Genomic DNA, 23,894 nt, shown 5'->3' on the forward strand with positions numbered 1-23,894 from the left:
AATCTCCGAATCAAATGAATGCATTCGTGCTTCGCAAAGCAGAGTTGAGAACCGCGGGTTTGAACAATTCATGTGATTGCGATAGCAACCTTCTCGCGCGTACGAACGCGAATTCCTCCGCGTTTTAAGGCACCTTCTCCGCTCGCTTCACAGTGGAAAAATTTCGTAATGCCATGCTCGTCTGCGCCAGCGCAACGCGTGATTTCAATTGATCGCGTTATCACAAACCCGCAACGCGAGCCAAGCGCCGATATCTCTTTAGCTTTTCAGAAATCGGCGGTTTTGAATTAATCGTTCGCTGAACATAATGGTTGATCCAGCCGGCAACGCGGCTTTGATGCCGGCGATTCCCACGTTCAATCTGCCGTTCCCGGCGCTGCCCTGGAGATATCGACATGCAAGCGGATCTTTCCGTCGCCGCGACCGCCGTCCGGCCGGCTTCATTGGCGCATTGACATGCATTCCTTCATCGCCCTCATCGATTACGCGCTGCTCGGGCTCAGCACGGGCGGCGCATATGCGCTCGTTGCGCTCGGACTCGTGGCCGTCTATCGCGGCACCGGCGTGGTCAACTTCGCGCAAGGCGGCATCGGCATGGCCTCCGCCTACGCGTTCTGGAAACTGCATGCGCACGCGGGCGTACCGCTGTGGCCCGCGATCGGCCTCGGCATCGCGGCGGGCGTGACGATCAGCATCGCGTTTTACGCCTTCGTCGGGCGGCGTCTCGTGGGTGCGTCGACCACCACGAAAACGCTCGTCACGCTCGGTCTGCTGCTGATGCTCGAAGCGGCCGTGCGCATCGTCTGGACCAATCAGCAGGAGCGCGTGGACAGCTTTCTCGTCTCGGGCGGCACCACGCTGTTCGGCGCGCACGTGCAATATCTCGCGCTGGTGCTGCTGGCCACGGCAATCGCGCTGACCGTGCTGCTCACGCTGCTGTTCGAGCGCACGCGCTTCGGCCACGCCACCACGGCGCTACAGGACAGTCCGCTCGGCGCGCAGGCGCTCGGCTATTCGCCGCATCCGTGGGGCGCAGCCGCGTGGGGCATCAGCGGGCTGCTCGCGGCGCTCGCGGGCATTCTGCTTTCGCCGATCACCGCGCTCAGCCCGAATTCGCTGAGCAGTCTCGTGATTCCCGCGCTGGGCGCGGCGCTGATCGCGGGCTTCCGGCGCTTCGGCGTCGCGCTCGTGGTGGCGCTCGCGGCGGGTGTGGCCGAATCGCTCGCCATCGGTCTGTCGATCGAGCCCGGACTCGGCAAGTCGATTCCCTATCTCGTCACGCTCGTCGCGCTCGTGGTGAGCGGGCGCAATCTGCCGGGACGCGGCACCTTCGACACGCCGCGCCTCTTTCGCGTCGGCAGCGGCCGCGTGAGCCCGTTCGGTCTCGCACTCGCCGCCGCCACGCTCGCGACGCTCGTCTCCGCACTGCCCGATTACTGGTCCGACACGCTCGCGCTCACCGCGATCTTCGCGCTGATCGGCCTCGCGGTCGTGGTCTCCACCGGCTACGCGGGCCAGGTGAGCCTGCTGCCGCTCGGGCTCGCGGGCGCGTCGGTGCTGTTCGCGGGCTGGCTCGGACAGCACGGCGCGCCGTTCGGCGCGACGCTCGCGGGCACCGCGCTCGCAGCAGGCGCGGCGGGCTTCGCCATCGGTTTGCCGAGCGCGCGTCTGCGCGGCATCGGCCTGACGATCGCCACGCTCGCCCTCGCCGCCATCCTCGAAACGTGGGTCTTTACGTCCGACCGTTTCGTCAACGGCGTGCAAGGCTGGCGTCTCGGCGATGTCACGCTGTTCGGCGTCTCGTTCGACAACGCGCTCGATCCGCGCCGCTTCGCGCTGCTCGCGTGGACCGTGACCGCGCTGGCCGCGCTCGCCGTGGCCGCCTTGCGACGCAGCCGCGCGGGCCGCCGCATTCTCGCGACGCGCTCGAACGAACGCGCCGCCGCCGCGTGCGGCGTGGCCGTGCCGCACGCGAAGATCGCGGCCTTCGTGCTTTCGGCCGCGCTCGCCGGACTCGCGGGCGCGCTGCTCGCGGCGCAGAGCGGCACGGTCGGCGGCCAGCGCTTCGGCGAAGGTTATGCATGGGCCGATTCGCTCGCGGTGCTCAGCATGGCCGTGCTCTCGGGCGCAGGCTATCTGTTCGGCGGCGTGCTCGCGGGCGTGTTCGCGCCGGGCGGCGCGCTCGCGCAACTGCTCTCGTTCGGCGGCACGATCAACGACTGGGTCGCGCTCGTGCTCGCGCTCAATCTGGTGTTCGTGCTGATCAGCGAACCCGATGGCGTGGTCGCGCAAATCCTGCGCGGCGCGGCGCATCTGCCCGAGACGTGGCGCAAGCCGCTTCGCGCGCTCGTGCAATGGCCGCGGCGTGCGAGCCCGTCGCAGACGCTCGATGCGCGCGCGTTGCGCGAGCACCTGAGCGGCGCGCAATCCGATGCCTCGACTACCACCGCGACCGCCGCGCTCGAAGTCGAAGACTTGCGCGTGGCCTACGGCAACACCGTCGTGGTCGATGGCGTGAGCCTGCGCATCGCGCCGGGCGAAGTGCTCGGCGTGCTGGGCGCGAACGGCGCAGGCAAGAGCAGTCTCGTCGATGCGTTGACCGGATTCGTCCCCGCGCGAGCGGGCCGCGTGTGCGTGCAAGGCGTCGACGTCACCGCGCTCGCGCCGCATCGCCGCGTTGCGCACGGCCTCACGCGCACGTTCCAGGACCATCTGCTGTTCGACGATTTGTCGGTGCGCGAAAATCTCGCAACCGCCGCCGAGCCGAAGGACGCCTGGGCGTGGTTCGCCGCGCCGTTCGGTCTCGCGCCGCGTCGTGCTGCGCATCGCTCGCGGGAGACGGTGCACGCGGCGGCCCAGGCCGCCGGCGTCGTCCACCATCTCGACGCCGCCGCCGACACGCTCTCGCTCGGCTGGCAGGCCCGCGTGACGCTGGCCCGCGCGCTCGCCGCGCGGCCCCGCGTGCTCTGTCTCGACGAGCCCGCCGCCGCGCTGAGTCCCGAGGCGCGCCAGCATGCGATCGGCGTGATCCGGCGCGCGGCGCGCGAACTCGGCGTGGCGATCCTGCTGGTCGAGCACAACATCGACGTCGTGCTCGCCACCTGCGACGCCGCCATCGTCATGGATGCCGGGCGCGTGATCGCACACGGCACGCCCGCCGAGGTGCTGCGCCTGCCCGTCGTGCGCCGCGCCTATCTCGGCGATCCGCTCGATGCGGAGGAGATTGCCGCGATCGAACATGATCAGGATATCGAATCAATCGCGACGAATAAGGTTCGCAAGGGAGCCCTCGCATGAGCACGCCTGTACTGAGTCTGCGCGGGATGCGCGCGGGCTATGGCCGCCGCCAGATCCTGCGCGACGTCACGCTCGACGTGCACGCGGGCCAGATCGTCGCGCTGCTCGGCCGCAACGGCGCGGGCAAGTCGACGACGTTGCTCGCCGTCGCGGGCTTCCTGCCGCAAGTCGAAGGCGAGATCCTGCTCGACGGCCAACCGCTCGCGGGCGCGCCGCATACGCGCGCGCGGCGCGGCACCGGCCTCGTCATCAAGGGTCGCAGCCTGTTTGCCTCGCTCACGGTCGCGGAAAACATGCGCCTCGCCGATCTCGCGCCCGACGCGCTGCTCGATATCTTCCCCGAACTCGAAGCGCGCCTGCACGTGCGCGCCGGACAACTGAGCGGCGGCGAGCAGCAGATGGTGGCTGTGGCGCGTGCGCTGCTGCGCCGTCCGCGCGTGGTGCTGCTCGACGAACTCACGTTCGGCCTGAGCCCCGCGATGGCGCGCCGTCTCGTCGACGCCGTGGTCGAACGCGCGCGTCAGGACGGCACCGCCGTGCTCGCCGTCGAACAGCACATCCATATCGCCGAACGCATGGCGACGCACGCGGCCATCGTGGCCGAAGGCGTCGTGAAGCTGCATCTGCGCCGCGACGAACTGCTCGCGCGCGCCGAGGAAATCGAAGGGATCTATCTCGGTCACGCCGTCGATGTCTGAATCGCGCATCGACGCTCCCTCAACCCGTTCACTCTTATTGCTTCCGCCAGCATGAAATCACGCTTTCCCCGCCCTCGCGCGCTCGCGCTCGCCCTGGGTTTCGCGGCCGCCGCCTTCGGCACCGCCATCGATACGGCCACTGACGCCAACGCAGCCAATGCCGCCGATCAGCCGCCCGTGCTGGTCGGCTTCATCATCGCGCAGAGCGGCTCGCCGTTCGCCGTGACCGACCCGGGCCGCGTCGCACAGATTGCCGCACGCGCCGTCAACGATCAGGGCGGCATACACGGCCGCAAGCTCGTGGTCGAGATCTGCGATACCAAGGGCCAACCCGCCGCGAGCCTCGCCTGCGCGCGCCGGCTCGCCGACGAAGGCGCGATCACGCTGATCGGCGGCAGCAGCGCCAACGGCGTCGACAAGATCCTGCGCGCGAAGAACATGGCCGCATGGTTCCCGATGGGCAGCGACCCGTCCGACGTGCGCAATCCGCTCTCGTTCATCACCGCGCTCAACGCGGCGGGCGCGGCGCAAGGCACGTATCTGGGCGCGAAACGCTTCGGCGCGAAGCGCGCGGTCTATGTCTCGATGCTCGGCAACAAGACCTATCAGCAGACGGCGCGCTTCGGTTATGCGCAGGCGGGCGTGAGCGACGTGCAGATCGTCGAGGTGCCGCCCGCGACCACCGACTTCGCGCCGTACATCGCGAAGATCAAGGCGCTCAAGCCCGATGTCTGGGGCGGCATGCTCTATCCGCCCGAACAGCAGACGCTGCTGGTCGAAGCCGCCGCGCAGCAGGGCCTGACGATTCCGTTCGTGAGCAGCAACAACGTGATCGAGGACGCGACCATCGCCGCGCTCAGCAAAGCGCCGTTCCCGAATTCGCTCGCGCTCGAAAAAGGCGAGGACGCGAAGCGCTTTCCGACCTGGGCCGAATACGAGCGCCAGCTCGCGCAATACGACCCGCATCACGACGTGAAAGGCCCGACCGACGGCTCGACCACGACCGACTGGCTCGCCGTGTGGACTTTCGCGCAGATCGCCCGCAAGCTGCCCAACGTGACCGTCGACAGCTTCCGCAACTACGTCACGAACGACAAGCAGTTCACGACCGACGTGCTGCATCCGATCGACTTCACGGCCGTCGCGCCGGTCGAAGGCATGCCGCGCCAGGAAAACATCTGGGCCTACGCGGGCCACGTGCAGGACGGCCACGAAGTGGTCGACGACGCGGTGCCGTACAGCGCCTGGCAGAAAACGCCAGTGCAGGCCTGGAGCAAACAACAGATCGCGGAGGCAACCGGAAAATGAGCGAATACTCGCATTCGGACGGCGCACGTCGTCCGCTGATTTACAACGCGTTCGCGCACGTCACGCCGAACCATCATAGCCACGGTTTCTGGCGTCATCCTGAAGGCCAGCATCAGCTCGATTTCCACAAGCTCGGACCGTGGATCGAGCTTGCGAAAACGGCCGAGCGCGGCTGTTTCGACGTGGTGTTTCTCGCCGATGTCGCGGGCCTGTATGAAACGTCGAGCGGACAATGGCAGCAGGCCGCGCGCACCGGCATGCAGTTTCCCTCGCACGATCCGGCCGCGCTCGTGTCCGCGCTCGCGGCGGCCACGAACGATATCGGCTTCGCGGTCACGAGTTCGGTGATTCAGGAGCATCCGTTCAGCTTCGCGCGCAAGCTCTCGACGCTCGATCATCTGAGCGAGGGCCGCGTGGCCTGGAACATCGTCACGTCTTATCTCGACAACACCGCGCGCAATTACGGTTTCGACAAATTGCCGCCGCACGACGAGCGCTACGTCTGGGGCGAGGAATACGCCGAGGTGGCGTACAAGCTCTGGGAAGCGAGCTGGGAAGACGGCGCGTGGGTCGCCGACGCCGCGCGCGATACGCTCGTCGATCCCGCGCGCCTGCATGCGATCGATCACGTGGGCGCGCGTTATCGCGTGGCCGGTCCGCATCTCGTGCGGACCTCGCCGCAACGCACGCCGGTGCTGTTTCAGGCGGGCTCGTCGGAAGCCGGCCGCGACTTCGCCGCGCGTCACGCCGAGGTGACGTTCCTGCCTTCGCGCACGCCCGAAAGCGCCGCCAACGATCTCGCCGATCTGCGCCGCCGCGCCGTGGCGGCCGGCCGTCACGCCGAGGATATCCGCGCGATCGTCATGCTCTCGCCCGTGATCGGCAGCACCGAAGCCGAAGCGAAGGCGCGCCGCGCCGAGATCCTCGACTCGTTCAGCCTCGACGCGCTCGCAGTGTTCTGGAGCGGCGGCATCGGCGTCGATCTCACCACTATCGATCCGGCCACGCCACTGACCGAACTGCGCGAGCAGAACGGCACGCGCGGCAGCGTGCGCGCGTTCATCGACGCCGCGCCGCAAGGCGTGGTCACGTTCGGCGACGCCTTGCGCAAGACCATCTCCGCGCAGTTCGCGGGCACGCCCGAACAGATCGCCGACGAAGTCGAGCGCTGGGCCGCCGCGGGCGTCGCGGGCTTCAACGTCGTGCCGGTCACAACGCTCGGCTGGTGGAGCGAGTTCGTCGATCACGTCGTGCCCGTGCTGCAAAAGCGCGGCCTGATGCAGCGCGCGTACGCGCCCGGCACGTTGCGCGAAAAACTGTTCCGCGACGGCCCGCATCTGCCCGACCGTCATCCGGCGCGACGTCTGCGGCCGTGGGCCGGGAAGCAGGCCGCTGCGCTTTCCGCATCGCTTGCCTGAACTTGCATGAATCACGCACCCAACCGACCGAGGATTTCATCGACATGAGCCAAGACCGCACCGCGCCGCTGCCGCCCGGCATCGTCACCGGCCCCGCCTGGGGCGAGCCGCTGCCCGGCAGCTACGCGCAAGCCGCCGCGCCGTTCCGGCCGCTGTTCGCGCGCATTCGCGAGCACGCCGCCGCGCGCGAAACCGAACGCAGCTTGCCCTTCGAAGCCCTCGAATGGCTGCGCGAGGCGCGCCTCACCGCCGCGCGCGTGCCGCGCGAGCATGGCGGACTCGGCCTGAGTCTGCCGGGATTCTTCGAATTGCTGATCGAATTATCGGAAGCGGAATCGAATCTCACCCAGGCGCTGCGCGCGCATTTCGGTTTCGTCGAGCACATTCTCGCGAGCGATCCCGAGCGTCAGGCGCGCTGGTTCGCGCGTCTCGCGAACGGCGCGATCGCGGGCGCGGCGTGGTCCGAAACCGGCGAGGCGAAGCAGGCGCAGTTCTCGACGCGCCTCACGCGCACGCCCGATGGCTGGCGCTTGAACGGCACGAAGTTCTACACGACGGGCTCGCTGTTCGCCGACTGGATTCACGTCGGCGCGAGCGACGAAAACGGCGAATCCGTTTCGCTGACGATCGACCGGCGCGCGCCGGGCGTGGATGTGATCGACGATTGGGACGGCATGGGCCAGCGCCTCACGGCGAGCGGCACGAGCCGCTTCAGCGACGTGCCGGTCGAAGAACACGAGATCGTCGCCGGGCGCGCGCCCTTCGCGTATTCCGAGGCCTACTATCAGCTCGTGCATCTGGCCACGCTCGCGGGCATCAACCGCGCGGCGGCCAACGAAGCGGCGGCGCTGGTCGCGGCGCGCACGCGCAGTTACAGCCACGCGCCGGCCGCGCGTCCCGCCGACGACGCCCAGGTGTTGCAGGTGATCGGCCGCGTGCGCGCGCATGCGTGGACGGCGAGCGCGGCGGTCGCGCAAGCGGCGCGCGCGCTCGAACGCGCCGAGCGCGCCGTGGGCCAGGCGCACGAAGCCGCCGCGATCGCCGAAGCCGAAATCGAAATCTGGCAGGCACAAACCGTGGTGTCGCAACTCGTGCTGGACGCAACGGCGAATGTATTCGACGCGCTTGGCGCATCGGCGACATTGCGCCCGCAGGCGCTCGATCGTCACTGGCGCAACGCGCGCACGATCACGTCGCACAATCCGCGCATCTATAAAGATCGGATCGTGGGCGAGTTCGCGGTGAAGGGCACACTGCCCGCGGGGCAATGGCGGATCGGCGTCGCCGGTTAAGGTGAACGACATGGCGACGCGGCCTGGGTCGCGCCGCCGTTCATCATCGAGCCGCCATCAGAAACGCGTGCGCAGCCCCACGGTCGCGACCACCTGCGTCGCGGTCGACGACGCGCCGCCCGCCGTATCGATGAACGCCACGTAGCGATGCCCCGATACGTGCTGATAGATCCCTTCGAGATACACGTCGGTGCGCTTCGAGAACGAATAGACCAGTTGCGCGTCGGCCTGCTGCCACTTCGGATCGCTGCCGTAGGCGCGGCTCTGCGAAACCTGACCATCGGTGTAAACGTAAGCGAGACCGAGCGAGAGGTGATTCGCGAGCGGATATTGGCCGTTGAGTTCGTAGTTGTCGAAGCGCACGTCGCCGCCCGCCGAGCCGAACGCCGTGCTGCCTTCGAACTCGCTATGCGTGTAGACGAACGCGAGCGATGCGCCGTCCGACGCATAACGAATCGCGCCCGCCGCCACGCGCTGCACCGCCGCCGACAAGGTGAAGCCCCCGACGCCGTTGCCCGACGATTCGCTGACGTCGACCGCGCCCGTGCTCGTGCTGCCCGCGCGGTCGATCTGCAGATAACCCGCGCCCACGCTCAGCGGTCCTTGCGTGTAGCGTGCGCCCGCGCTCCATGCGCGGTTCTCGTTGAAGTCGGTGTCGTTGGAGAATGCGTAGAGACCGCCGAATTGCAGACCCGCGAAATTCGGGCTCGCGTATTTGACGGCGTTGCTGAAGCGCAGCGAATCGGCGAGATTATCGTTGTCGAACGGGTGCGCGAAACTCGTCTTGCCGAACGAACCTGCTTCGGCCGAGAGCGGCGCAACGTAATCGACCACCGAATCGTATTGACGACCCACGGCGGCGAAACCATAGCGGTCGCTCGCGAGACCGACCCACGCTTCGCGGCCGAACAGACGATTGTCCTGGCTGAGCTTGCCGTTCTGCACATTGAAGCCGTTTTCGAGCACGAACAGCGCGGTGACACCGTCGCCGAGCGATTCGCGTCCGCGAATGCCGAAACGGCTGCCGTTGATGTTGCCGCTGGTGGCCTGGACGAGCGCGCCGCTATTGCCGGACTTGCTCACGTTGTTGGTGTACATGAGACCGGCGTCGATCATGCCGTAGAGCGTGACCGAGTTCTGGGCGAAGGCGTGCGATGAGAGCAGCGCGGCGGTCAATGCGCCGAGCCATGTTGTAGTTTTCAAGCGAAACCCCTAAAGCGTGTATCAAGCCTTGCGGTGTGCAAGGTCTGATCGATGCTAGGGAGGGGCTATCGCTTTTCTAACGCATCATTTAATCGAAGCTCTTTGCGCGCTTTTTGCAATGCATTTCACGCTGCCGGGATAGCGTTTTTCATGCGTGAAGCGCACTACGTTGCGTGCGCAAAACGCGTTATGCATCAGGCGTTTCGCGGCGCGGCGCAAAACCGAATTCCGCAATGGGCACGCATGTCAATCGCCGCGCGCTCGCGCATTATTCAGCTTCTATCAAGTTTGTTTTCCGCTTTGCATGTGGCGCGATTGAAACGTTGATTGAAACGTTGATTGAAACGCCGGACACGCTGATACGTTCAGGCCGTCGCTTCCGCCACCACGCCGCCAACGCTGAGAAAGGCGTCGTCGGGACAAAACACATAACCGTCGCGATAACGCGTCTGAATATATTGACGGCCGCACGGCGACAAGCCCAGCAACTTGCGCAGACGAAACACGATCACGTCGAGACTGCGCGCATGCAATTGCGAATTGCGATCGAGCTGGCTCAGAATGCGCTCGCGCGACAGCGGACGCATGCGGTTCGCGGCGAACACCGTCAGCACCGCCAGCGCGAGCGGCGGCGCGGGAATGCGCGAGCCGTTCTTGAACAGCTGATTGTCGATGGCATCGAGTTCGAAGCCGTCGAATTCGTAGCGCGCCTTTTTCGGCGGCGCATCGGGCAGGTCGATCTTGCAGCGCAGCGCGTGGCGCATGCGTGCGAGCAACTCGCGCGGATCGAACGGATCGACGAGGTAATCGTTGGCGCCCAGTTCGAAGGCCAGCACCTTGTCGGCCACATCGGCGCTTTCGCTCACGATGATCACCGGCACCGCATGCCCGCATTCGCGCAGACTGCGCAGCGCGGCGATGCCGTTGCAGTCGCGCGTGTCGTGACGCATCAGGATCAGCGAGGGCATCTCGCGCGCGAGGCGCTGTTCCAGCCCCTTGGTGCCGTACAGCACCGACATGGTGATCTGCTGACGTTGCAGATAACTGCGCAGATTGTCGCGGTAACCCTCATCGGGTTCCACCACCAGCACATGAATGTCCATCGATCTGTCCCCCACTAGGTGAAGCTGAAAGCAACTGAGGAACCACGCGCTGGGACCCAGCAGCCGCGATTCGACGAGGGTGGATCATACGGAACAAAAGTGCAGGAAAAAGACGGGAAAACTGGAGAAAATGTGAATTCGCATCCTCAATGCGGCGCTTGCTGCCCGCTTCGGGGAAAATAGCGGCTATCGAATCGAATATACCGATTAAGCCAATTACACCGTTCAGACCGTCATTGCGACGGACGCGATCCGGCCTCGCCGATCCGTCCCCGCCGGGCCTCCCATGAAAGCCAGCATCACGTCCAAACTCTTTCTCGCGATTCTTTCGGCCTGCGTCCTGGTCGCCGTGGCGATGGGCGTCGCGATCCGCACGAGTTTCGAGTTCGGCTTCATCGACTTCCTGCAGGAGCAAAGCGCCGCCGACCAGGCCGCGCTGGAGCGCGAACTGGTGGCGGCGTACGCCGAGCACGGCAACTGGGATTTCGCGCGCGCGAAGTATGCGCAGCAGGGGCCGTTCGACGGCGGCCCGCCGCCGGGCGAGCCGCCCGCGCAAGGCGGGCCTGGCGGACCCGGTGGTCCTGACGGCCCCGGCGCGGCCGGTGGCCCTGGCGGCCCGGGCTGGCCGCCGCCCGCCGACTTCCGCGGCAACGCCAGTCGCGATAATCGCGACAACAGCGACAACCGCGGCGCGCCGCCCGGCGGCCCCGATTTCGACGACCACATGCGTCCGCACCGGCCGCCGTTTGCGCTCTACGACGCACACCAGAAGCTCATCGTGAGTTCGGGCCCGCCGGCGCCGCCCGACGCCGAACGCCGTCCGCTCAGATTCAACGGCCAGATCGTCGGCTATGTGGCCGTGGCCAGCCCGATCTCGCTGATCAATCAGGCCGAGAAGCGTTTCAAGAACCGCCAGTTGCAAGCGACGTGGATTATCGTGGGCTTCACGGCGCTGCTGTCCGCGGCCATCTCGATCGTGCTCGCGCGCACGCTGCTCACGCCGATCAAGCGCATCGTCACGGCCACGCACCGGCTCGCGGGCGGCGACTACGCCACGCGCGTGCCGGCCAACGGCAGCGACGAACTGCAAATGCTCGCCAACGACTTCAACCGGCTCGCAGCCTCGCTGGAAAAAGCCGAGGGCGACCGGCGCGATTTCATCGCCGACGTCTCGCACGAATTGCGCACGCCGCTCTCAGTGCTGCGCGGCGAACTCGAAGCCATCGAGGACGGCGTGCGCCGTCCCGACGCGGCCACCATCGCCTCGTTGCAGGCCGAAGTCGCCATGCTGAGCCAGCTGATCGACGACCTCTACGAACTCTCGCTCGCCGACATCGGCCAGCTCTCGTTCGAAACGGTGCCGCTCGACCTCGTGCCGATCGTGGAGGCGTCGTGCGACGCGTTCCGCGAGCGTCTGGCGGCCAAGCAGATCGCGCTCGAATTCGACCCCGGTCCCGGCCACGCCACGCTCTCGGGCGACCCGTACCGTCTCACGCAACTCTGGAAAAACCTGCTGGAAAACGCGCTGCGCTATACGAATGCCGGCGGCCGCGTGGTCGTGGCGATCAGCGCCGACGACGAGCACGTGCACGTCGACTTCCAGGATTCGTTCCCGCCCGTGCCCGCCCCGCTGCTGCCGCATCTGTTCGACCGCTTCTTCCGCGTCGATCCTTCGCGCAGCCGGCAAAGCGGCGGCGCGGGCCTCGGTCTCGCGCTCTGCAAACGCATCGTGGAGACCCACGGCGGAACCATCGAGGCGTCGCGCTCGCCCATCGGCGGCCTGCGCGTCCTCGTCCAACTTCCTCGCCTGTACACACAATGATCGAACCGACCACACGGCCTTCCGTCCTGATCGTCGAAGACGAACCCAAGCTCGCGGCCCTGCTCGCCGACTATCTGGCCAAGGAAGATTTCGCGACCCACATCCTCGCGGATGGCCGCGCCGTCGTGCCTTATGTGCGCGAGCACGCGCCCTCGATGGTGCTGCTCGACCTGATGCTGCCTGGCCGCAGCGGACTCGAAGTGTGCCGCGAATTGCGCACGTTTTCGCCGGTGCCGGTGATGATCATCACCGCGCGTGTGGATGAAATCGACCGCCTGCTGGGCCTCGAACTGGGCGCGGACGATTACGTCTGCAAGCCGTTCAGCCCGCGCGAAGTGGTGGCGCGCGTGAAGGCGATCCTGCGCCGCGCGGAACTGTTCGCGCGCGCGCAGCAGGAAGAGACGGGGGACATGCCTTCGCCGTTTTCGATCGACGTGACGCAACATGCGGCTCGGCTCGACGGCAAGGAACTGCATCTCACGCCGATCGAATTCCGCCTGCTCGCGCTGCTGCATGCAGGCGCGGGGCGTATTTACGCGCGCGATTATCTGCTGCGCGCGCTCTACGACGATCATCGCGTGGTCGCCGACCGCACGATCGATTCGCATGTGAAGAATCTGCGCCGCAAGATCCAGGGCATTCGTCCCGATCAGGACATGGTGCGCTCGATTTACGGCGTCGGGTATCGGCTCGAACTGGTGCCGGTGAACGACTGATTCGCGTGATGCGCGCGATTGATTTGCGCGTTTAATTTGCGCGTTCAATTTGCGCGTTCAATTCAATTTGCACGATTGATGCGCACGCATCAATCGTCGCTTCCATCGCTTGATTCAAGCCTCGCTTTTCGCCATCCGCGCAAACGCGGACAACACGCGCGCACAGGTCAGCGACTCGCGCCAGAAGCGCTCCTTGAGCCGCCCCGTCGGCACCCATTGCCACGGCAGCACCACTTGCGCGTTGCCCCACGCCGGACGCCAGCGCTGCGCGACCGCGCGGCGTCGGAACAGGCTCAGCGTGGGAATGTCGAGATTGGCCGCGAGATGGCCCACGCCCGAATCGTTGCCGATGAACCAGCCGCTTTCGTAAAGCCAGCGCGCGAGGCCGTCGAGATTCTCGAAGGTATGCACCGCGAAACGGCCGAGCAGCGGCCCGATCCAGCGATTGAGTTCGTCGGGCGACATCACGAACGCCACCTCGTAGCCCTGACGTTCGAGACGGCGCGCGAGCCGCAGAAAACGGCGCGGCAGCCAGCGCTTGTCGGCGGTGCTCGCTTCAGGATGGATCACCACGCGGCGCGGGTGGCGGCGATGCTGCAAGCCGGGCGGCGGCACGATGTCGTTGTGCGTGCTGACGTCGGGCACGCCGAATTCGCGGCTGCAAAACTCCGCGAAGCGCTGCGCCATCGGGCGATTCTGCGCGTCCTCCGTGATCGCTTCGACGTAGTGCACGTGCGGATGCAGCGCGTCGATGTCGGGCACCGGCTGATGCGAATGCATCTGCAGCACCACGTCCCACGCTTCGAGCACCGCGCCGAGTTGCTTCTGATCCGGCAGCGGACGGATATCGACGTCGGGAAACCAGTCGCGCAGCGCATGCGCGGCGCGCCCGAACACCGCGACCACGATCCCGTGCCGCTGCAGATTGCGCACGATCACCATCAGCAGCAGCGTGTCGCCCAGCGCGTTCGACGCCATGACCGCCACGCGGCGGCCGGTATCCGGCACGGCCTTCATGCGAGCCCCTCCCGCAACTGCTCGAAGGCTTTCGCCACGCGCGCGACCGAGAGCGTGTATTTCCAGTAGCGTTCGCGCAGGCGTCCGGTCGGCAGGAAGCGGCCGACCACCACACGTCCCGCGCCCCAGCCCGGCTGCCACGTACGCGCGAGACCGCGCCGCATGAACAGCGAAAGCGTGGGCACCTGGAGGTTCGAGGCGAGATGGCCGATGCCCGAATCGTTGCCGATGAACCAGCCCGATTCGTAGAGAAAAGCGGCGACGGTATCGACCGAGCCGAGCTTCGGCAACTCGATGCCGTATGCCTCGACATAGGCCCACGCCTCGCGTTCTTCGGGCGCGACGATGAATTGCGGACTGAAACCGAGCTTGCGCAGCCGCATCGCGAGCCGCACGAAGCGCGAGGGCAGCCAGCATTTGTCGCGCGTGCTCGCGGTCGGATGAATCGCGACGCGATTGGCGTACTTGCGATGCTGCAAATGCGCGGGCGCGACCATGCCATTGCTCTTGCCCGCCGTAGCCAGGCCGAGTTCGTCGCGGCTGAACTGCATGAGGCGCTCGGCCATCGATTTCGGCGAACGCGCGCGGCAGGTCGAATCGAGCAGCACGACGTCGGGATGACGCAGCGCCTGCGCATCGAGCGGCCGGTCGGGATGCATCTGGATCACGCGATCGAACGACGCCAGCGCGTCGGGCGCGGTCTCGCGCGTGAGCGCGGGCCGGATATCGACATCGGGGAACCACGCCGCGAGTTCGCTCGCATGCGTGCCGAACACAGTGGCGGACACGCCGCTCGCCTGCAGATTGCGCACGACGATCATCGTCAGAAGGGAGTCGCCGAGCGCCGGAGACAGGACCACGGCCACGCGGGAGGCCGGCTGCAAAACTCGCATCGCAATTCCAGTCGGAACGGCACCGGCGGCGCTGGACTGGCGGCCGTCGCACTCCGCCCCGCAGAGTTAGACAAGAACGGGCGCGAGCTTAGCCTGCCGAAATATTCGATCGGTTACATGAAAGTTACGAGGGATAACGCTGTAAGGATTGGGTTTTCACGCATGGCATCGGCCGCATGGCATGCGCCGCTTGACGGCGCAACCTTGCGCGCGGGACCGCGCCGCGATGACGCGACACGCCGCGAAACCTGCATGTAGCTTACTGAAATATGCATTAAGAAAAACCACGCCGCGCGTAACCTGGCCGCGCGCGCGATGGTCTATCGTGGCGCCATTGAATCAAGCAGGCTGCCCGCGATGTCCACTTCCTTTATCTCGATCCGTGAACACGCCACGTCATGCGCCACCTCGTGCGCGACATCGCGCGCCACGCAAACGGCGGGAGCGCGCACGCATGGCTGAGGACATCACGGCGGTCCTGCGCAAGATCAGTTCGGCCGATCTGAGCGCGGACGGCGAATTCCTGCTGATCCACGACGGCAACGCCACCGCCGCGTTGCACCGTTCGGTGTTCAACGACCTGCTCGTCGCGCTGCCCAATGCGATGGAGAAAATCCAGCGCATCGAGAAGACGCCCGCGCCTTCGTTCACCGTCATGCACGCGCGCGGCTGCGAGATCGGCCGGCTCGACGGCACGCGCCATCTCGTGATCCGCTTCCGGCTGTCGATGACGGCCGGTCTGTCGTTCGCGGTGCCGTGCGAGCAGATTCCCGGCATCGTCGAAGCGCTCGAAAGCGCGGCCGACCACGAAGCCGCGTTGTCCCGCTCGACGTGGCTGCAATGAGCCGGCCACAACGCGGCACGCGATAGCCGGCCCCGTCGGCCGTCTGCCATGACCCGGGGCACGGGCCGGCGCGCGAGCGCCGCGCGCGTGCGCCGGATCCTCCTCACTTCCCTCGTTATCTCGCCCGCCTTGATCCGTGACGTAATGCGCGGCTTTCGCCTGAAGCCCCTGATTTCCCTGCTGATCGCCGTGCCTGGATTCGCGCCGCCCCATGCGTTCGCGCAACTCTCGGACGCCGCGGCGCAGCCCGCGTCGCTCGGCGACAACTGGGCCTTGCGCGTCGATCCGCAATTGCAGGAGCACCCGCTGCAAGGCGGCCAGAAAGGCGCGACCGCCGCGCTCGGCGATACGATGACGAGCACCGCCGACACCGACCTCGCGCTGCACGGCAACGCCGAATTGCGGCGCTACGAATCGGTCGTGAAAGGCGACGCGCTCCATTATTTCGAGGACACCGACACCGCCGACGCGTACGGCCACGTCGACATCACGCAAAGCGGCGTGAGCTTCTTCGGCCCGTACGCGCACATGCTCGTGGAAGCACAGCAAGGCTATATCAGCACGCCGCGCTATCACTTCGTGGTGAATGGCGGCTGGGGCTCGGCCACGCGCGCCGACCTCGTCGACAACGAACGCGCCGTGCTGCACAACGGCACCTATACGACCTGCCAGTGCAGCGGCGAACCGGCCTGGTATCTGCGCGCCTCGCAGTTCGACATGGACAGCGGCACCGATACCGGCGTCGCGCACAACGCCGTGCTGGTGTTTCAGGGGCTGCCGATCTTCGCGAGCCCGTGGCTTTCGTTTCCGCTGTCGAGCGACCGCCGCAGCGGCATCCTGCCGCCCACGTTCTCGTTCAGCTCGACGGGCGGTTTCGACCTGTCGGTGCCGATCTATTTCAATCTCGCGCCGAATTACGATCTCACGCTCACGCCGCGCATCATCAGCCGGCGCGGCGATCTGATGACGGCCGATTATCACTATCTGGGCAGCGATTACAGCGGCGAATTCTCCGCGCTGTTTCTACCGCACGACGCGTTGACGAACACGCAGCGCTACGACATCGCGATCAAGCACGACTGGAATATCGGCTCGGGATTTTCGGCGTATGTGAATTACAACCGCGTCTCGGATGCGAACGTCACGACCGACCTGACTTCGTCGGGCCAGTATCTGCTCGGCTCGACCACGCTCTACGATCAGGAAGCGGGGCTGCGTTACGCGAACGGCCCGTGGTCCGTGCTGCTGCGCGAGCAGCACTGGCAGCAGTATTCGGGCGACACGATCTATAACCGCGAGCCGCAGCTCAACGTGAAGTACGCGCGCTACAACGTGGACGGTCTCGACTTCGGCGCGGAAGCCGACGCCTCGCGCTTCACGATGTCGAGCGGCGACGTGGCGCAGGGCAATCGCTTCGTGTTCAACCCCTACGTCGCGCTGCCCATCGTGCGGCCGTCGTGGTACATCACGCCGAAGGTGCAGTGGCACTTCGCGAGCTACGATCTTTCGTCGCTCGGCTCCGATCCGATCGCCGGACAGCCGCGTAATTTCTCGGTCAACGTGCCGACGGTCAGCCTCGATTCGGGCATGACCTTCGAGCGCAGCGTGACGCTGTTCGGCCGCTCGTATATCCAGACGCTCGAACCGCGCCTGTTCTACGTCTACACGCCGTACCGCAACCAGAATTTCGCGCCGATCTTCGACACCGCCGAAAGCGATTTCGGTCTCGCGGAAATCTTTACGACGAACAGCTTCGTCGGCAACGACCGGATCGCCGACGCCAATCGCATTACCGCAGCCATCACGACGCGTTTCATCGATGCGCAAACGGGCTCGGAAGCCGCGCGTTTCGTGCTCGCGCAGCAATACAACTTCACCACGCCGCGCGTGACGCTGCTCGCCGACGGTTCGACCACCGACCTCACGCGCACGGGCGTGATCGAAGGCAGCTCGCTCAATATCGGCAGCGCTTTCAAGGCCGAACAGGCGATCGAATATAACGAGGCGAAGTCCTATCTCTCGCACACCAGCACGGGCTTTTCGTGGGCGCCCGCGCCGGGTCAGGTCATCAACATGGCGTATCGCTACACGCGCGCCGATGCGTCCGTGGATAACGAGCCGGTCAGCCAGTTCATCATCTCGGGACAGTGGCCGCTCACGCGCCACCTCTCCAGCGTCGCGCGCGTGAATTACGACATGCATCTGCATCGTCTGATCGCCGGTCTGCTGGGCTTTCAGTACAGCGCGGATTGCTGGTCGCTCGGCATCGCGTTCGAGAAGTACACCAACGAAACCAGTTCGACGACCGTGCCGAGCACCGGCAGCCGCGTGCTGATGCAGCTCGAACTGCGCGGTCTTTCGAAGGTCGATAACGGCATGCTGAATCAGTTCAAGGACAGCGTGCCGGGCTACACGCCGGTCTCGAACAACATCACGCCGCTGTCCCGATTCACGGACTACCAGTAAGCGCCTTTACTGGTAGAACACGTAGGTCGCGAGATACGGCGAGCTGCCCGATTCGTGCTCGCTCGTGCACGGCGCGGGCGGCTTCGCGCCGCCGACCGTGTTGATGCGCTGCACGTAGCGCACCGACGCGAGCAGACCGGCCGCGCCGGTCGAATGCGTTTGCAGCAGCAGTTGCGGCACGCTGCCCGGCGTCGCGCTCGGTTGCTGCGCCATCACCTTGCCTTCGATACGGCTGCCGTCCGGCGCGGCCCACGACGGTCCCGCCGAATGCTCGATCACCGCCGCGCCATGCGCGTCGTAAAGCTTCGCGTGCGGCTGCTGGAAGACCCAGCCGAGTGTGTGATCCGCACCGTATTCGCAGGTGTAGATCTGCACGCCCGATGCCGTGGTGCTCAACACCTGCTGCGCATTGGGCGCGTCGATGGACTGCGCGTGCGCGGCGCCCGCAGCGAGCATCCCCATCGCGCCTGCAACACCGATTGCCCGCGTGACGCGTGACAGACGAATCATGCCGATACTCCTCCTCGTGGTCAGAGCGCACAGTGTGCGCCTTAAATGCAGAACACGCAGGCGCGTTGCGCTATTCCCCCAGTTCCTGCTCCACGGGCGGAATACAGAAACGAAACAGCGTGCCGTTCGCGCCCGTGCGAACGAGTTCGATCTCGCCGCCATGCGCTTCGACGATCGACTTGCAGATCGACAGCCCCATGCCCATGCCCGACTTCTTCGAGGTCACCAGCGAATCGAACACGGTCGCGCTCAGATCGCCCGGAATGCCCGGCCCCGTGTCGGCCACCGTCACGCGCAAGGTGCCACTCGCATCGACCAAGGTGTCGATATCGATCAGACGTGGCCGCGCAGTTACGCCGCGCAGCGCTTCGAGCGCATTCATGACAAGATTGATCACCACCTGCTGGATCAGCGTGCGATCGGCCACGACGTCGAGGCGCGTGTCGAAATTGCCGCGCACGACAATCTGATAATCGGCCAATTGATCGCTGAGCAGACGCAGCACTTCGCGAATCGCATCGTTGATATCGGTGAGTTCCGATTTCGGATGCGACTGCTTGACCATCGCACGCACGCTCGCAACGATATCCACCGCGCGCTGCGTATCGAGCGCGATCTGTTCGAGCATCGAATTGGCTTCGTCGATATCGGGCGATTCGCGATTCAACCAGCGTATCGCCGCGCGCGAACACGCACTCACCGCGCTGATCGGCTGACTGATTTCGTGCACGATATACGCGGCCAATTCGCCGATCACCGACAAACGTCCCGCGCGCTCAAGCTTGCCCTGCGCCTCGCGCAAATGCCGCTCCGCCGCCACGCGCTTCTGATGCTCGGACTCCACCTTGTGATAGAGCTTGGCATTCTCCAGTGAGATCGCGGCCTGCGAGGACAGCATCTCCAGAATGCGCAAACGCGCCGATGTAAAGACGTCGGCAATCAGGCGATTCTCCAGATACAGCAGCCCCGACAGCGAGCCTTGTTTGACGAGCGGCACGCACATCGCCGAGCGCGGCCGCACCGCGAGAATATAGGCGTCGCGGCCGAAATTGGCATCGTCGATCGCGTTGCCGAGCACGACCGGTTCGCAGGTGCGCTGCGTCCAGTACGCAATCGACATGGGAATGCGTTCGGCGCTCGCGCGCTCGCGTTCGATTTCGACCGTCACCGCGCCATCGTCATACGTCGCGCGCGCGACGATATCGAGTTGACCGTCTTCGATCAGGCACAGCGTCGCACGGTCGGCGCCCGCATATTGCAGCGCCGTGTCGAGCAGCACGTTGATCAGCTTCGCCAGCGACATTTCACTCGACAAGGCCTGCGTCGCCTTCAAGACGACCTGCGTATCGAACGCACGCACATTCGCGCCTTGCGCGGCGGTCCAGTCGAATTGTTTCGGCGCGGCGCTCGCGAGTCCCATGGTCGGGAATTCGCTTTCGAGCGCGCGCAATCTGGTGTCCGCGCCGAGGCACGCATACGCGCTCCACGCCTGATGCAGATAACCCTGCGACGCCGCATGCCAGTGCTGCTGCGCCGAAAAGCGCGCCGCGAGTTCGCGCGCAAGCGCCTGCAATTGCAGCATGCGCGCGAGATCGGCGAGACGAATGGCCTCTTCGTAATCGCTCTGCGCGAAGCGCGGATCATCGCCGGTCGACGCCAGCTCCGCGCGCACGAGCGCGGCGCGGCCGAGAAAATTCTCGGGGCTGTGCGCGGACCAGCGCTCGAGCGTCGCCAGGCGCGCACGCGCCGCCTGCAGATGCGCTTCACGCTCGCTGCCTTGCGCGCGGCGGCTCAGCGCCACGCGCAGCAGCGCGCTATAAAACACGAACTCCGGCATTTCGAGGAACGAGCGCGACGCCCAGGCCGTGGCGTCCGCAGCCTGTTCCGCCTGCAATGCGACCGGCCAGTCCGCAAACAGATACGCGACCTGCAAGCGATACGTCCAGAACGAAAACGCGGCGATATCGCGGTGCACGCGGCCCGTGAGGCAATCGTCGAGCACGTGCTCGAAATCGCGGCTCGGCGCGCCCAGACCGATATCGATCGGCACACCGCGCAACGCCTGCACCACCCAGGCCTGCGCGATAAACGCATCGATCACCAGCGCGAAGCCCGCCTGGCGCGCGAGCGGCAAGCCTTCTTCCACCACCTTCTGCACATCGGAAAGCGGCGCGCCGCAAAACAGATAATTGGTGACGAGATGCCGCCGCGAATAGATCAGATACGTGACGTCGCCCAGCCGCGCCGTGAGCGCAATCGACGCTTCGATATGCTCGCGTGCGCGCGTGGCGGACCCTGTCCACGGCAAGCTCATCGCGCCGTAGCACATCTGCACGCGGCCCTGGAATTTCGTCAGCGCGCGTTCGGCGGGCAGGCGCATCGCGAGTTCCGCGAAGCGGCGCACCGTGTCGTAATCGCCATAGCGTTCGCCGACGATCTGGCTCAGGCCGACGTAGGCGTAACACGACGCGTCGCAATGGCCGTGTTCGAGACTCAGCGTGCTCATGCGCAGCATCATCAGATCGGCGAGACGCTGACTGAGAAATTTCGCAGCGGGCGCGAGATCGGTGAGCACGTCCATGGCGATATAAATGCGCCGGTCGCTCATCAACGGCGACGCCGCCAGTTCGTCGACGCTGCGATTGCCGTCGAGCGCCTTGAAACGCGCGAATTCGCGATCGATATCGGCATCGGTCGGCGTGCGCGCGAGCACGATGCCCGCTTCGTCGCGCACGTATTGCAGGCCGATATCGAGCGCCGTCGCCGACTCGTCGATCGTCACGTGCATCGCCACGCGCAAGCGCGCGAGTTCCGCGCGGTGATCGAGCGGCAGCAGCGCGCTGGGCACGGCAGCGAGACGGCGCGCCGCCGCCGCGACTTCCATGCACAGAAACTCGCATTCGCCGATCCGCAATGCGATCAGCGCGTCGAGCGGCGCGCCCGCCGCGCTGCCCTGCGCGAAGCTTTGCGCCACGGCCAGATACGCCATCGCCGACGCATACGCCGTCGCGCCAATCGCACGCTGCGCGGCGTCGAGATTCACGCGCGCAAAGCGCTCGCGCTCCTCGGGAGACGCGACGAGCCGCGCCGCGAGATTCAACTGGTTCGCCACCACGAACAAACTGCTCGACGACGCGCGATAACTCGCGCAATCCAGCAAACGGCGACCCATGGCCAGATGGCCCGCTTCGCGCGCGTCGAGACTCATGCCGTAATAGACGGCGTCGCGAATGCGGTCGTGCGCGAAGGTGTACAGGTCTTCGTCGAGGATGATCAGCGCCGCGTCCATCGCCGGCCGCAACGACGCTTCGAGTTGCGCGGGATCGCTGCCCACGGCATCTGCGAGCATGTTCAGCGGCACCGGCTTCGCGATCAGCGCAACGGAGCGCAGCACGTCCTGCGTCGACGGCGCGAGTGCGTCGATCTTTTCCGTGAGCAGTTCCATCAGGCTCGACGAACTCGCGCGCTCGGCAATGCCCGCCACGCTCGAATGCCATTCGCCGCGCGCTTCGTCGAATTCGAGCACGCTGTCGTCGACGAGCGAGCGCACGAACTGAATCGCGAACAGCGGATTGCCGCCCGTATAAGCGCCGATCAGATCGACGGATTCGCGCAGTTGCTGCACGCGCCCGATCAGCATCGCTTCGATCAGTTGTTCGAGGTCGTGGCTCGACAACGGTTCGAGCACGAGCCGATGCGCATGCGCGCCGTCGCGCAGCACGTGCACGAGCCGGTTATCCGCGCGAATCTCGTTGTCGCGCAGCGCGGCGATAAACAGCACGCGTTCGCTGCCCGGCTTGCCGATCAGGTGCGTGAGCACTTCGAGCGTGTCGCGATCGGCCCATTGCAGGTCGTCGAGAAACAGCACGAGCGCCTTGCCCGGCTCGGTGAACGCGTTCATCAGTTTCGACATCGCGTCGAGAAAGCGCGGCTTTTCTGCGTGCGCCGAGACCGCGCGCTGGTGTTCGAACTGACCGAGCACGCGCGCGAGTTCCGGAAAGACGGCCGTGACGATCGAGGCGTCACCGGCGAGCGCGTCGCGCAGACGGCGCTGCACGCGCTCGAATTCGGCGGGCGCATAACCGAGCACGTGGCGCAGCAGCGAATGCAAGGCGCGCGCGATGCTCGCGTAGGGCGCCGCGCCGTCGGCCTGCTCGCACTTGCCCGCGGCGAACTCGTGGCCCGCACCCGCAAGGCGCTTGCGCACGTGCTGCACCAGCGCCGTCTTGCCGATGCCCGCCGGCCCTTCGACGAGCATCAGCGGCGGCCCGCCGTCGAGCGCGGCATGGCGTGCGGCCGCGAGCAACTGGTCGATTTCGACGTGGCGGCCATAGAGCGAATCGGGCACACCCAGCGAAGGCCGCAGCTTCAGTTGCCGCGTGAAAGCATGGACGTGCGCGTGCGTATGCGCCGTGCCTTCGGCGGCGTCGAGCAGATCTTTCGCCAGATGCGCGGCTGATTGATAACGTTGCGCGGGCTCCTTCTCCAGCAGCCGCCGCACGATCGCCTTGAGTTTCTCCGGCACGCGCGCGTGCGTCTGCGCCGACTGCCCGCCTTCGAACGGCCGCCGCGTGAGGTGCGCGTGCATCGCCCCGGAAGCCGTGAGATTCGGAAACGGCACCTCGCCGGTCAGCATGCGGTGAAAGAGGCAGCCCAGCGAATAGAGATCGGAGCGTGCGTCCACGGCGCGGTCGATGCGCCCCGTCGCTTCCGGGGCCGCGTAATCGATCACGGTTTCGAGCACGTCTTTATCGATTTCCGGCGCACTCTCCTGGCCGGAAAAACCGGTGAGCCAGGCGCGCTCGCCCGCTGCGTCGAGCATGAAACTCGCGGGCTGCAACGCGCCATGCACGAGTCCGGCGAGATGCGCGAGACCCAGCGATTGCGTCATGCTCACCGCGTGGCGAATGAAGGCATCGACGGGCATCGCGACGTCGCCCGGTTCGGCGCGCGTCTCGTCGAAAATCTCGCCGAGCATCCGGCCGCCCGGATCGTGCAGCAGCAACGCCGGCGCCTGATTGTGGACGACGAATTGAATCGGATGGAGCGCGAACTCGGGATCGAGGCGCGCGCGAATGCCGTATTCATGGCGCAGGCGACCCAGCGCGGCGACAGGATCAACAGCCGAAGGCACCGCCGCCAGCACCGATTCTCCCGCCGTGACGATGCGATACAGCCGCGCCGCGCCGTCCTGAATCAGGACCAATCGTGCACGGGACCAGTCCGCGGCGGATTCGGGAATGACATTGACCATGGATCCTCTGCGCCTTTTGCCGGGTCACGCCCGGGCCGTCTTCTGATTCGTCG

The 23,894-nt window shown here is 66.0% G+C and carries 15 protein-coding genes; 9 read left to right on the forward strand and 6 right to left on the reverse strand.

The window, feature by feature from the left end; all coding sequences use genetic code 11:
• The first annotated feature begins 456 nt into the window (after window positions 1-456).
• Genes SB764_RS21630 through SB764_RS21650 form a run of 5 tightly spaced genes read left to right on the forward strand, consistent with a single transcriptional unit; the run spans window position 457 to window position 8,013 of the window.
• Complete coding sequence (locus tag SB764_RS21630) at window positions 457-3,297, forward strand: ABC transporter permease subunit (protein ID WP_410864822.1); 2,841 nt, start codon at window positions 457-459, stop codon at window positions 3,295-3,297.
• On the forward strand, window positions 3,294-3,995 hold the full coding sequence (locus tag SB764_RS21635; protein WP_183040552.1) for an ABC transporter ATP-binding protein: 702 nt from the start codon (window positions 3,294-3,296) through the stop codon (window positions 3,993-3,995). The genes SB764_RS21630 and SB764_RS21635 overlap by 4 nt, the downstream gene beginning before the upstream one ends.
• 51 nt (window positions 3,996-4,046) lie before the next feature.
• Window positions 4,047-5,303, forward strand: a complete 1,257-nt coding sequence (locus tag SB764_RS21640) for an ABC transporter substrate-binding protein (protein WP_321854702.1) — start codon at window positions 4,047-4,049, stop codon at window positions 5,301-5,303.
• Window positions 5,300-6,721, forward strand: a complete 1,422-nt coding sequence (locus tag SB764_RS21645; protein WP_322004025.1) for an NtaA/DmoA family FMN-dependent monooxygenase — start codon at window positions 5,300-5,302, stop codon at window positions 6,719-6,721. The genes SB764_RS21640 and SB764_RS21645 overlap by 4 nt, the downstream gene beginning before the upstream one ends.
• Window positions 6,722-6,765: 44 nt before the next feature.
• Window positions 6,766-8,013 carry an acyl-CoA dehydrogenase family protein gene (locus tag SB764_RS21650; protein WP_410864826.1) on the forward strand — a complete coding sequence of 416 codons (1,248 nt, stop codon included), beginning with the start codon at window positions 6,766-6,768 and terminating at the stop codon, window positions 8,011-8,013.
• 57 nt (window positions 8,014-8,070) lie between these two features.
• Here the strand turns inward: SB764_RS21650 and SB764_RS21655 are convergent, their stop codons facing one another.
• Window positions 8,071-9,216 carry a porin gene (locus SB764_RS21655; RefSeq protein ID WP_183716519.1) on the reverse strand — a complete coding sequence of 382 codons (1,146 nt, stop codon included), beginning with the start codon at window positions 9,214-9,216 and terminating at the stop codon, window positions 8,071-8,073.
• Between the two features lie 365 nt (window positions 9,217-9,581).
• Window positions 9,582-10,319: a response regulator gene (locus SB764_RS21660; RefSeq protein ID WP_065057820.1), complete on the reverse strand. Its 738-nt coding sequence runs from the start codon at window positions 10,317-10,319 to the stop codon at window positions 9,582-9,584.
• Between the two features lie 286 nt (window positions 10,320-10,605).
• Between SB764_RS21660 and SB764_RS21665 the strand changes: the two genes are divergently transcribed.
• Both SB764_RS21665 and SB764_RS21670 read left to right on the forward strand, forming a co-directional pair.
• Entirely contained in the window at window positions 10,606-12,141 is a 1,536-nt protein-coding gene (locus SB764_RS21665) for an ATP-binding protein (RefSeq protein WP_124261591.1), read from the forward strand.
• Complete coding sequence (locus tag SB764_RS21670) at window positions 12,138-12,857, forward strand: response regulator (RefSeq protein ID WP_065057818.1); 720 nt, start codon at window positions 12,138-12,140, stop codon at window positions 12,855-12,857. Before SB764_RS21665 ends, SB764_RS21670 begins: the two co-directional genes overlap by 4 nt.
• A 114-nt stretch (window positions 12,858-12,971) precedes the next feature.
• Here SB764_RS21670 and SB764_RS21675 read toward each other — a convergent pair whose 3' ends face one another.
• Window positions 12,972-13,874: a glycosyltransferase family 9 protein gene (locus SB764_RS21675; RefSeq protein ID WP_074986591.1), complete on the reverse strand. Its 903-nt coding sequence runs from the start codon at window positions 13,872-13,874 to the stop codon at window positions 12,972-12,974.
• Window positions 13,871-14,767 (reverse strand): glycosyltransferase family 9 protein, encoded by an 897-nt coding sequence (locus tag SB764_RS21680; RefSeq protein WP_110326530.1) that lies wholly within the window; start codon window positions 14,765-14,767, stop codon window positions 13,871-13,873. Before SB764_RS21680 ends, SB764_RS21675 begins: the two co-directional genes overlap by 4 nt.
• 454 nt (window positions 14,768-15,221) lie before the next feature.
• Between SB764_RS21680 and SB764_RS21685 the strand changes: the two genes are divergently transcribed.
• A complete protein-coding gene (locus SB764_RS21685; RefSeq protein ID WP_065057815.1) occupies window positions 15,222-15,611 on the forward strand; it encodes a hypothetical protein in 390 nt (129 codons plus the stop codon).
• A 144-nt stretch (window positions 15,612-15,755) separates the two neighbouring features.
• On the forward strand, window positions 15,756-18,077 hold the full coding sequence (locus SB764_RS21690; protein WP_110326532.1) for an LPS-assembly protein LptD: 2,322 nt from the start codon (window positions 15,756-15,758) through the stop codon (window positions 18,075-18,077).
• Between the two features lie 6 nt (window positions 18,078-18,083).
• Here the strand turns inward: SB764_RS21690 and SB764_RS21695 are convergent, their stop codons facing one another.
• A complete protein-coding gene (locus SB764_RS21695) occupies window positions 18,084-18,587 on the reverse strand; it encodes a DUF3455 domain-containing protein (RefSeq protein ID WP_065057814.1) in 504 nt (167 codons plus the stop codon).
• 70 nt (window positions 18,588-18,657) lie between these two features.
• Window positions 18,658-23,841 (reverse strand): AAA family ATPase, encoded by a 5,184-nt coding sequence (locus SB764_RS21700; RefSeq protein WP_410864830.1) that lies wholly within the window; start codon window positions 23,839-23,841, stop codon window positions 18,658-18,660.
• Window positions 23,842-23,894: the final 53 nt, after the last annotated feature.

The organism is Paraburkholderia sp. SIMBA_027, assembly GCF_046535315.1.
GTDB classification, from domain to species: domain Bacteria; phylum Pseudomonadota; class Gammaproteobacteria; order Burkholderiales; family Burkholderiaceae; genus Paraburkholderia; species Paraburkholderia tropica.